The sequence below is a fragment of the Candidatus Sarcina troglodytae genome (assembly GCF_015708635.1).
GTDB classification, from domain to species: domain Bacteria; phylum Bacillota; class Clostridia; order Clostridiales; family Clostridiaceae; genus Sarcina; species Sarcina ventriculi.
In genome coordinates, this window is record NZ_CP051761.1 from 1 (window position 1) to 10,963 (window position 10,963).

The 10,963-nt window shown below is 25.0% G+C and carries 12 protein-coding genes and 1 pseudogene; 10 read left to right on the forward strand and 3 right to left on the reverse strand.

Annotated features, from left to right (window positions below):
* Positions 1-143 precede the first annotated feature (143 nt).
* The 3 genes and pseudogenes from HH195_RS12295 to HH195_RS12685 all read left to right on the forward strand — a co-directional run.
* Positions 144-527, forward strand: a pseudogene (locus tag HH195_RS12295) (BRO-N domain-containing protein); the annotation flags it as partial.
* A gap of 647 nt (positions 528-1,174) precedes the next feature.
* Entirely contained in the window at positions 1,175-2,443 is a 1,269-nt protein-coding gene (locus HH195_RS12300) for a helix-turn-helix domain-containing protein (RefSeq protein WP_196372108.1), read from the forward strand.
* Positions 2,444-2,558: 115 nt separating this feature from the next.
* Complete coding sequence (locus HH195_RS12685) at positions 2,559-2,681, forward strand: hypothetical protein (protein WP_256437761.1); 123 nt, start codon at positions 2,559-2,561, stop codon at positions 2,679-2,681.
* Positions 2,682-2,880: 199 nt separating this feature from the next.
* On the opposite strand, the gene HH195_RS12305 is transcribed toward HH195_RS12685, so the two are convergent.
* Positions 2,881-3,351: a helix-turn-helix domain-containing protein gene (locus HH195_RS12305; protein WP_196372109.1), complete on the reverse strand. Its 471-nt coding sequence runs from the start codon at positions 3,349-3,351 to the stop codon at positions 2,881-2,883.
* Positions 3,352-3,524: 173 nt separating this feature from the next.
* Between HH195_RS12305 and HH195_RS12310 the strand changes: the two genes are divergently transcribed.
* The 7 genes from HH195_RS12310 (at position 3,525) to HH195_RS12340 (ending at position 7,927) form a co-directional block, all read left to right on the forward strand.
* Positions 3,525-3,722, forward strand: a complete 198-nt coding sequence (locus tag HH195_RS12310) for a helix-turn-helix transcriptional regulator (RefSeq protein ID WP_196372110.1) — start codon at positions 3,525-3,527, stop codon at positions 3,720-3,722.
* Between the two features lie 104 nt (positions 3,723-3,826).
* Positions 3,827-4,591, forward strand: a complete 765-nt coding sequence (locus HH195_RS12315) for a hypothetical protein (RefSeq protein ID WP_196372111.1) — start codon at positions 3,827-3,829, stop codon at positions 4,589-4,591.
* A gap of 13 nt (positions 4,592-4,604) precedes the next feature.
* A complete protein-coding gene (locus tag HH195_RS12320; RefSeq protein WP_196372112.1) occupies positions 4,605-5,927 on the forward strand; it encodes a replicative DNA helicase in 1,323 nt (440 codons plus the stop codon).
* 134 nt (positions 5,928-6,061) lie between these two features.
* Positions 6,062-6,217, forward strand: a complete 156-nt coding sequence (locus tag HH195_RS12325) for a hypothetical protein (RefSeq protein ID WP_196372104.1) — start codon at positions 6,062-6,064, stop codon at positions 6,215-6,217.
* Positions 6,218-6,339: 122 nt separating this feature from the next.
* Positions 6,340-6,510, forward strand: coding sequence for a hypothetical protein (locus HH195_RS12330; protein WP_196372105.1), 171 nt, complete (start codon positions 6,340-6,342; stop codon positions 6,508-6,510).
* On the forward strand, positions 6,511-6,717 hold the full coding sequence (locus HH195_RS12335) for a hypothetical protein (RefSeq protein ID WP_196372106.1): 207 nt from the start codon (positions 6,511-6,513) through the stop codon (positions 6,715-6,717). It abuts the gene before it with no gap.
* Positions 6,718-6,802: 85 nt separating this feature from the next.
* The gene (locus tag HH195_RS12340; RefSeq protein ID WP_196372107.1) at positions 6,803-7,927 is read left to right on the forward strand and encodes a hypothetical protein; all 1,125 of its coding nucleotides are present in this window, start codon (positions 6,803-6,805) and stop codon (positions 7,925-7,927) included.
* 1,060 nt (positions 7,928-8,987) lie between these two features.
* On the opposite strand, the gene HH195_RS12345 is transcribed toward HH195_RS12340, so the two are convergent.
* Together HH195_RS12345 and HH195_RS12350 are read right to left on the reverse strand one after the other, a co-directional pair.
* Positions 8,988-9,335, reverse strand: coding sequence for an SdpI family protein (locus HH195_RS12345; RefSeq protein ID WP_112365333.1), 348 nt, complete (start codon positions 9,333-9,335; stop codon positions 8,988-8,990).
* Between the two features lie 462 nt (positions 9,336-9,797).
* Positions 9,798-10,136, reverse strand: coding sequence for an SdpI family protein (locus HH195_RS12350; RefSeq protein WP_112365332.1), 339 nt, complete (start codon positions 10,134-10,136; stop codon positions 9,798-9,800).
* Positions 10,137-10,963 lie beyond the last annotated feature (827 nt).

Genomic DNA, 10,963 nt, shown 5'->3' on the forward strand with positions numbered 1-10,963 from the left:
TTTTGAAGAAGTTTAATTAATTATAAAGTACACTAAGATTACGCTAAGTTATATAGAGATTTTAAAAGTAGTTTTCTCTTCACAGGTTTATACATCAGATGTTCATCTCATGAACTTTTGAAAATAAAGAGGTAGAAGTATTTGAATTTGAAGGAAAAGTATTATTTAATCCAAGACATGTTGGAGAATGTTTAAATTTAACAGATAGTGCTGTTAGAAAATCTATAGCAAATATGAATAATAAACAAGTTGTTAAATTGAAAAATTTAGATGTGAAAGATGTTCCCATCCGAAAATTAAATAATGCTGGAGAAAATTTCTTAACAGAAAGCGGAGTTTATAAACTAATATTTAAATCCTATAAAAAAGAAGCTGAAAAATTCCAAGATTGGGTAACTGATGAAGTATTACCTGAGATAAGAAAAACAGGCGGATATATTACTACTACAGAAGATATGTCTGATGAAGATATTTTGGCAAGAGCCTTACAAATTAAGAAGTGCATGTCATGCACCTCCCAAAATTAAACAATACTCTAATGTGAATACAAGTAACATTAGACAATTAGCTAACAGAGGTTAAATATAATAGCAAGATACTATAAATATTTTATATAGTTGATTTGATATTGATTTAGATACAAGAATCATAGCAAGATTATAGCAAGCTCTATCTGGTTTTTTTATAAAATAAATACACTAAGTAGTACTACTTAGTAATGAAAAAGCTTGTAGTAAAAAATTACAACAAAATAGTATGCCTTTTATTGTAATCAAAATTGGAAATTCATTTAATAATTTCGCTTTTTTTAATAAATTTTATTTGTATACACCTTTGAAATCCTGTAAACAAGCCATTTTAACTCCTAACTTCGGAAAATCTACGTTTTCTGTAGTTTGGAGTTGATGTTTTGTATACAGTTTTTTATGGTTGTTTATTATTCATAACATACTAATTCTATAGCCCTAGAACCAATTCTAAGACGTTTTAACATATCTCTTAATATAATTTCCATCTTAATATTTTGAAACCATTAGAATGGCGTATATTGAGTTGAAACATTTCATAGTTTTATTATTTTTATAATACTCATTTTTGTATTTACTTTCTTAGGCTATTTAGAATTAAAAAAAATATGTTATAATCTGTCTAAAGATGGGAGGTGAGATAAAAGGTGACATTAACTTTAGAACAGCAGAATAATGAAAGTCACTTTTCTAGTAAATATATAAATATAGTTCATGGAAATAGTGAAGGGTGGATAACTAGAGCTGAAATATCTAATCATAATTATAAACAATGGCATTATAAGTATTTACAGCTATTAGAATTAGAGTTTAAAGAACATAATGTGTATATTACTTTAAATACTTTTTATAAGACTTATAGGAGATTAGAATATCTCAAAGAGCTCAAAGCTTTGTTTATTGATTTAGATACATATAAAACAGGTTTTACAAAAGAGCAAATTTTAATGAATCTAAATGACAATCATTTCAAACAATCCATTCCTATACCAAATCTAATTATAGATAGTGGAAGAGGATTATACTTAATATGGCTTATAAATAAAGTTCCAAGTATGGCTCTGCCACTTTGGAAAGCTGTTGAAGAATATTTTTATAAAACATTGAAAGAATTTGGAGCAGATAGACAAGCACTAGACGCAACAAGAATATTAAGAGTGCCAGGGAGTATTAATTCTAAAACGAATACTGAAGTAAAAATAATAGATGAATATAATTATTTATATGATTTAAGAGAAATACAAAACGAATATATGCCAGAATTAAGCGAGAAGGTATCTGTGAGACGAGGTAGACCTAAAAAGGTGTTATTTGTCTACAGAGAAAGAAGTCTTTATTATGCAAGGCTACAGGACATAATAAAGCTATGTGAGTTAAGAGAGTATGATTTAAAAGGTCATAGGGAACTTATATTATTTCTATATAGATATTATTCATGTTATTTTACTGAAGATATAGAAAAGGCATTGCATGATACTTTAGAAGTAAATAGTATGTTTAGACAGCCATTAGGTGAAAAAGAAGTTATAAGGGCTACTAGGTCAGCAGAAACAGTATATAAAGACCAAAATAAAGATTATAAATACAAAAATGAAACTCTAATAAATCTTCTAGAAATAACAGAAGAAGAACAAAAAGAGATGAAAACCATAATTTCTAAAGATGAATATAGGCGTAGGAAAAGAGAAAGAAACAATAAAGCATATAATAGTGAAGAAGCTAAAGAGAAATATAAAAATCAGTTAAAACAAGATGGAAAATTAACAAAAAAAGAACAAATAGAGCTACAAAGAGAAAAAATAAAAAGTCTTAGAGAAGAAGGCTTTAAAAATAAAGAAATCTCTCAAAAATTAAATATTGCACAAAAAACACTTGAGAGACATATAACTTACATGAAAAAGAATGGACTTTTATAAGTTCATTCTTTTTGTTTAAGTATAAAATATATATAAGAAAAAATCTACCCTCATTTTTTTTCAGCCCTTGTATTATAGGGGTACTTGTACCTGTTATCTTTAGGAGGTAGGAAAAGTGGAGAAATGTGTTATAATTTTAGGAATAATTGTATTATGTATTGTTTTTTCATTGGTGATAGGTTGTATGATATTAGCTAATAGTTCTCCATATTGGGGTAGTATTTTACTTCATCATTAGGGTTAGATTAAAAAACTCTATAGATAAAGACCTTGAGCTAAAAGGTCTTTAATAAAAAGATATATGTTTAATTTTAAATGTATTTAAAACAATTTATTTTACTTATATTTTAAGATGGGAAATTTTCTAAAGAACAAGGTTTAATATTATATTATTATTTCCTGGCTCTTATTTATTAATAAGTGGCAATATATAATTTTTATTTATTATTATGTTTAATAGTACCATTAGGCTTAAAATCAATATCTGTTGGTTTTATAATCAAAACTTGTTTTTTCATATTACTAATTAAAAATTTAGTATATTCAACAGTCATTTCAAATAATCTATTTGTTTCTTCTACATCTAATGAGAAATCTAATCCAGCATAATCTAATAAATCAATATAACTGAATATTGCTTTTTCATATGATACAGGCTTATATCTAGGCAATCTTTTGGTTCCAGGGTATTCAAATGGATTACCCAAGATTTTTTCTGCTGTAGTATCAAAAATTGTAGCTATTTTGTTTAATGTTTCTATATCTGGTGTTCTTTTATTAGCTTCATAATTGGCGTATGTAGTTCTTGCTAATCCTACTTTTTCGGCAAATTGTTCTTGAGTTAAATTATTGTCTTTACGTATTTTTTTTAAATTTTCTCCTATATTGAGGATTTCATTGACTTTCATGTTTTAATCTCCTTTACGTTTTAGTTTATTATAACATTAAATTCTTCAAAAAAGAAACAAAATTTTAAATTGCTATTGATTTCTTCGAAAACAAAGAGTAAAATGTAAAATATAGCTGATTCCACAAAAATGAAGAGAATAAATAAAAACAGCAAAATACAGGAGGAAATTAAATGACAAATTTATTATTAACAAGACTTAAAAAAGGTATTAAACAATATGAATTAGCTGAACAAGTAGGCATTACACCACAGTACTTAAGACTACTTGAAAAAGGGGCTGTTCAGCCAAGATTAAAATTAATGAAAGAACTTAGTAAAGCTTTGAATGTTGGTATTATTGAACTTTTCTTTAGCGATGAAGAGGAATAATTAAATTAAAATTAGTGACATAGTTACACTTAAGCATTAAATCAAACTAGAAAGGAGAGTATGGATTGAATGGCTTTTATAAACTTAATCAGGAGGTGCTAAAAATGGATGTAATTAAGAATAAAGATGAAATCTTATTTAATCATTATTTAATGCAAAAAGAAAATTTACAAAGGTTAAAGGGGGATTTACCTAAGGGTCAATTTTATTTAACAATTAGGACTGCGTGCAATGATTTACAAGTGTCTTTTGCTAAAACGCAAAGAATAATAAAAAAGTTCGAAGAACTAAGGATAATAAGCCTTATACAAAAAGGAAAACCACCTAAAATACCTTCTATTTACTCATATAATTCGATATTCACGTCTGATACTATACCTCATACTATATCTGATACTATTAGCGATACTATAAATCCTAGTAATATCAATGGATTAGATATAATTACTGATACTATTACTGAATCTATTAACGATACTATAACTGATACACCTAAAAAAGAGAATATAAAAAGAAATATTAAAAAGAATCTCTTTATTGAAAATTCTAAAGAAATGAACTTATCTAAACTACTATTTTCTTTAATGCAAATTAATAATCCCAAGGCTAAACAGCCTAATTTTCAAAATTGGAGTAAAGAGTTTGATTATATATTAAGAATTGATAAAAAAAATATAGAAGAGGTTGAAAGGGTTATTAAGTGGTGTCAACACGATTCATTCTGGAAATCTAATATATTAAGTCCTAAAAAGCTAAGAGAAAAATATGACCAGTTATATTTAAAAATGATTGAAGAAAATAATAAGAATCAATCTGCTAAATACAATTTTCTATCAGTATCTAACGATAGAGATAAATATTACAGATAAGGAGTTGTTAATTATGAAATATATATTAGCTCAATTACATAATAAAGAGATTGAAAAAAATATTATATCTGCGTGTTTTCAAGATAATAATTTAATTGATGAAATAGAGATAGAGTGGTTTTACTCCTCTTCTCATCAAGAAATAATAAAGGGATTTAAGGAACTAAGAAAAAAAGGTCAAAACATTGATTTAGTTATATTTGCCGAGTATGTAAGTAATAAAAAAATGCCTGTAACTTTAAGCGAAATTACAGACATAGCTACTGTGTTATTATCATTAACTAATGTAAAACAATATATTGATAAATTAAAAGATCTCTTCATTAAGAGAAAAATTTATCTTATTACTAATAAGTTGGATTATAACACAGAATCTAATGATATGCTAGATAATTTATCTAAATTATGTGAAGAACTTCATTCTAATGACCAAAATAAAGAAAATACAAGGGAGTATTTATTTACTTATATTGATGAGCTTTATAAAGATAATGCAGAGTCTAAAATTCAAACAGGATTATTAAAACTTGATAATGATATAGTTGGGTTTTTAGATGGTCAGTTAATAACTATATCTGCTTATACAGGTATTGGTAAAAGTATTTTCACGAGTCAATTAATATTAAACATGCTTAAGCAAAACAAAAAGATAGATTTATTTAGCTTAGAAATGGGAAGAAGTGAAATAATAAATAAACTCGTTTCTAATGGCTGCGATATTGAGTTTAATAAGATTTATAAAAAAGAATTAAATGATACAGAAAAAGAAAAAATAACCCTGTATATTAGTGATTTTCTATCTACTAAGCATTTAGAGATATATGATTCTATAGGTGATATAGATAACATAATAAGCACTATAAAGAGGGACAAGCTTAAAAATAATATAGATATTGCTTTTATAGATTTAATTAATAGGGTATCTAATAAATTAGTTAATCCTAAGAATAGAGCTGAATATCTTGGAGAGCTTACAAGAAGATTAAAATTATTAGCATTACAATTAAATATTCCGATAGTGATAACAGCTCAAATTAACAGGGTTATCGAAGGAAGGCAAGATAAAAGACCAACACTAGCAGATATAAAAGAATCTGGAGGAATTGCAGAGGATAGTGATTTAGTACTTGGTTTATATAGAAATAGAGAACTAGATAAAAGAGAAGTACGAGATGGTTTAAAAGATAAAGGATTGTTAGATTATAGTTCGCCAAACCCAGATAAAAATCCATTTGCTATGGAACTTATAACATTAAAAGGTCGTAATGTACCAGTTGAAGTTTATAGTTTTAATTGGGAAGGTAAATATCAAAGGATTAAGAATTGGGCTAGATAATAATTATTTAACACTACAATCGATTATAAGGCTTTTAAAAGTAATTTAGATATAAAACCATTATTTAAATATAAAAACTCGTCTACAAGGCGTATACAAGCAAATAAATATATATTGAAGAGGAGAAAAAAGAAATGAAACAAGAAAAAAAACAAATAACTTTAATATTACCAGAGGGATTATGTGACTATTACACTAATTTAGCTAAAGAATATGGTTGGAGTAAGAATGATATGTTTTTATGGTGTTTAGAACATATGCAAGAAGAAATAAAAGAATGGGATAAATAAAGCAATAGAATTATAGAAATAGGAGAGGAGAAAGAGAGAATGAAATAACATTAAGAATACCAGAGGAATTATGTGATTATTGCACTAAAATAGCCAAAGAAAGACAATGGAGAAGAAGTGATGTGATTTCTGACTATATAAAAATGGGAATAGAACAAGAAAAAGAATACATAAGAGAAGCATACATAAGGGAAGGAATCGAAGAGTGTTTCGAAAAACATGACAATCGACATGAACAATTCCAAGCTTCTAGAAGTTTTCTTGAACAATTATTTAATGAGGAGGTAAGATAAATGCCAAAAGTTAATTTAGATATTCCAGAGGTAGTAAATGAATACTTTAAATATAAAGCTAAGAAACTAGGCACAAGTAGAGCATTTTTATTAAATATGGCTTTACATGAACAAATGCAGAAAGAAATAGATATAACACCAGTAGGTGAGGAATTAACAATTAATCAAAGGTGGGAACATGTATTTAAAAATATAAAGCATGAATAAATCTTTATAATAACTTAGAAAAGAGTAATTTACGCATTTCAAATGTAGTGATATCTAAATAAGTCACTACATAATGGAGGAGTTTATGTTTTGTTCAATTAAAAAAAATAGTAAAAATAACAGATACAGTTTTTATTTATGTGATAGGCAGAGAGATAAAGAAAGTGGGAAAATAAAGTGTAGTGATAAATATATAATGTCACTACAAAAAGAAGAAATAATAAAATTAACTGATGAAGAAGTAAAAAATAAAATAGAAGATTCTTGTATAAAGAAAGGTATAAGTCTTTTTAATATAGATTATATAATAAATAAATATAATGAATTAAAAAATAGTGTAGTGATATCGGATAATGCACCACTACAAGAAGAGGAATTAAAAAGTAATGTAGTGATAAAAGACAATATAACACTACAGACTGATAATATTGAAATAGTAAAAGCTGAAGCAATAGAAAATATCGAACCAGATTATAAAACAGTGATAATGTTTGATGTTAAACAGGAATATTCAAATAATCTTAAACAGGCTTTAAAGTTTGAAAAGTTTTTCGGCAGGATATATGATGTGCAAAAGAATACATTTGAAGTAGAAAAAGAAGAATTAGAAAAAATATATAGTAAAAGAGAATCGATAGAAACGTCTATACAGTATATTTTATCAGAGAAAAAAGAAGTTGATTTGATAAATTATAGGTTTAAGGAATTGAATAGTAATTTAAGATTAGTACAGGATATTTATATAAGGTGTTATGATAAAATGCCAGGAAGTGAATTGTGGCTAGTTGGGTGTGGATATATTGAAGAAATAGATAACATTGATAGGCTTATAATGGCTTATGGAGGAAATAAAGTATTTGATAATTGGAACGAATTAAAAGAAGAATATAATTTAGATGATAATAAATTTTATATTGATAAAGAAGAAAATGGGTTTAAAGAGATAGATTTATATAGGACAAGCACTTTGGAAGTAAATAAAGATGATATAACAGGTACATTAATAAAAATAATGTTTAATCAAGGAAGTGAAGTTGGCTATAGTCTAGCTGATTTTATAGATATCAAATTTAATGGAAGTGATTTAACTTTACAAATAGAACATTTTATTGATTGGATAAATAATAAGCCTATATTTAACTATAAAGTTGATATAGAGGGATTAAAACAATTTAAAGAACAGTTATACAAGTATGATAATCTAAGATAAGGAGGATATTTAATAATGAATAGATTACCAAACAAAATATTAAATATTGCTCAAAAGTATAAAAAGGCAGATAAAAGAACTCGTCAAAGAATTGGTTCATATATGATTTTAAAAAAGAAAAATAAATAAAATTTATAGAGAAGAGGATTACCTCTTCTTTTTTATTTTGAATAACCATAAATTATAAACTTACAAACAGAAAATTTTTCTTTTTATAGTTGTATACATGTTTAAGCAAGTTATATAAGAGTTTTGAAGAAGTTTAATTAATTATAAAGTACACTAAGATTATGCTAAGTTATATAGAGATTTTAAAAGTAGTTTTCTCTTCACAGGTTTATGTATAAGCAAGTAATACCTATTTTATATGACATTCGTATTGGGCTAGCCTGTATAAGCATGGAAAATAATTGTTCTATCTTTAATTAATTTTTATATAATTGCTTTCAAATCACAGATTTTCTGAAAAGAACGTTCTTATATCTCTTAATATTTAGAGAATCTATACTTTTGGCTTTACGCATATTGATATCTGTTGATAATTTGATATTAAGTAAATGTATTGTATCAAACCATCATATGCAGTATCAGTAATTAGTAAAAATCGATTGTATGTTTTAAGTTCATAAATCAAGTCAGATACTTGATTATCTCAAGCAATATAAAATCTTGCTTTACACAATATTCAAATTCACGTAGGCTAGAAATGTTATTTTTGACATCATAAATCATACAACATATGATTTGTTGATCTGAATACTTACGTGGTCAGCTAGTGACCTTTGAGTCAATGCCTAATTTAATAAATGCAGTTTTTATAGCTTTAAAAATTTCAAAATAAGTGTTTTCGCTTTTAATAATTAATTCTTATGGTTGTATTACTATCTTAGGTCAAATAGTTATACCATGTGAGAATGACTTTTTTTATTTGTTAATTTTAATTATTAAACAACTTAAAGTTGTTACAAGAAATATAGAAAACTTGCAGGGTTAATGATAATAAAATGAAGGTAGTATCGTTAGCTAATGCTTAATAAGTCTCTTATTTTATATAGTCAGACTAGAATTTTTTTTCTAATTCTATTTCTAAAATAATTGTTGGTATTATTATAGTAGCAGGAACTTCAGATATTATTACTATGTAATTAATTATGTAAATAATATTCAATGGGAATATTGTTAAAAATAAGGCAATAATTATATTAATAATTAGATAAATTACTAGAACTATTGCCATTAACTGGGTAATTCTAGTATTGGCATATTTCCATGCCTTTTCGGATTTTGTAGAACGTTTAGTTCTATAACCTACAAATGGATTTATTTTACATGTACACTTTGTATCTGTAAAGGTTATTAAGAGCATACAGATAAATAGTAAAATAATATTAATTAAACATGCAATCATTTTATTATACCTCCGATTTCAAATTGTACTGTGTTTAATATTGAAATATTTGTTAAACGTAACACATTGAGTCTATGTTACATTTACTTTTTACAAAATACTTACAACGTGCATTATTGTTATAGTTTGATAGGATTTAAAAAAGTAACACAATAGGTATTATGTTATGTTTTTTTAATTTAAATATATAGGGGGGAGTAGTTCCAGGAATGAAAAAATTTTAAAAGTCGCATTGATAATAAAACTTACACAAAATTCCTAAAACTCATAAAAGGGTGGTAAAAATTATGTAAAATATTGATAAAATATCATATCATATAAATAAACTAAGTAAAAACTATTAAATTTATAGTGAAAAATTTATAAAAATTAATTTAAAAAATATATTTTCTTTACGGTATATTTTTACATTTTAATATATTTAATAATGGGCTCATAAAAAAAGTTCAAAAATATTTAATTTTATTTATCTGCATCACCAAATTTTAACTTTAGTTTAATTTCTACTATTATTGATACTATTATACAAGTTAATATATTCATAACAAAGTATATTTTTGATAATAAATAACTTTCCCAGGGAAACATTACAGACAATATAGTTATTAAAAGAACTACTGTAGGTATAATTATAGTCAAGAGAATTCCTGATAATCTATTTGCATAAATCCAACTTGCATTAGATTTTCTAGCACGTTTTGTTCTATATCCTATTCCATATCCTCTCGGTGGAGTAAAAAACAATAAATATAATCCAAAACTCATAAATATTAACGATATGGATATATTCGAAAATGTCATAATATCAACTCCTTGAAAATGAGCAAATAAATAATTCTAGATATTTATTACATATTTTTATTTATTACGTATATCAATATTATCTAATATATCTGTAAATAATATTAACAACTATAATCGATACGTCACAAAATATGAAAATTATATAAAAGCTCAAATAATACCAAGTTCTAAACTCTCTTTTAAAATATAAATATAGTATTGCTAGAAGTTCGAGTATGGGTAAGGATATCATAAACACATATTTTGAAGTATATGAAGTTAAATGACCTGTTGTTAAATTTATCTGATTTGCTACATTGCTAGGTAAAAAATATATAAATCCAAGATTTAAAAGAAATGTACATATTGAAATAATTATACCTATTTTCAAAAACTTCAGTCTTTTATTCACTATTATCACCTCATAAATTAAATATTGAATTATTTTGAAATAGTATACTCTTATAATTTTATTTAATCAACTAGGTTTAATATTTAAAAGTATCATCTAATTTCACAAAAATTCTGTAATTAGTTTTATTTTTTAGAATATCAAAATGCTTATTTATATTTGAATCAAAAAATTCAATAATGCTAAAAATCTAATATATCTTAGTGTAGTTGAAAATTTTGCAAATGGCTTTTTAATATTGATTCACCTCTTATTTAGTCAAATTAATCTTTACAAAAAATATTTATTATTAAAGTTTTATATATAGGCAAAATAAATACAATATTGGTCAATACTCATAATATAAATAATTGTTTATTATATAAGCCTCTTAAATGATGAGGAAATTTTTCTTTTTATAGTTGTATACATGTTTAAATAAGTTATATAGGCA

Bases quoted from the DNA above. Each gene is read 5' to 3' on its own strand.
- HH195_RS12335 (WP_196372106.1), top strand. From the start codon at position 6,511: ATGCCAAAAGTTAATTTAGATATTCCAGAGGTAGTAAATGAATACTTT.
- HH195_RS12310 (WP_196372110.1), top strand. From the start codon at position 3,525: ATGACAAATTTATTATTAACAAGACTTAAAAAAGGTATTAAACAATAT.
- HH195_RS12325 (WP_196372104.1), top strand. From the start codon at position 6,062: ATGAAACAAGAAAAAAAACAAATAACTTTAATATTACCAGAGGGATTA.
- HH195_RS12345 (WP_112365333.1), bottom strand. From the start codon at position 9,335: ATGATTGCATGTTTAATTAATATTATTTTACTATTTATCTGTATGCTC.
- HH195_RS12350 (WP_112365332.1), bottom strand. From the start codon at position 10,136: ATGACATTTTCGAATATATCCATATCGTTAATATTTATGAGTTTTGGA.
- HH195_RS12315 (WP_196372111.1), top strand. From the start codon at position 3,827: ATGGATGTAATTAAGAATAAAGATGAAATCTTATTTAATCATTATTTA.
- HH195_RS12305 (WP_196372109.1), bottom strand. From the start codon at position 3,351: ATGAAAGTCAATGAAATCCTCAATATAGGAGAAAATTTAAAAAAAATA.
- HH195_RS12340 (WP_196372107.1), top strand. From the start codon at position 6,803: ATGTTTTGTTCAATTAAAAAAAATAGTAAAAATAACAGATACAGTTTT.
- HH195_RS12320 (WP_196372112.1), top strand. From the start codon at position 4,605: ATGAAATATATATTAGCTCAATTACATAATAAAGAGATTGAAAAAAAT.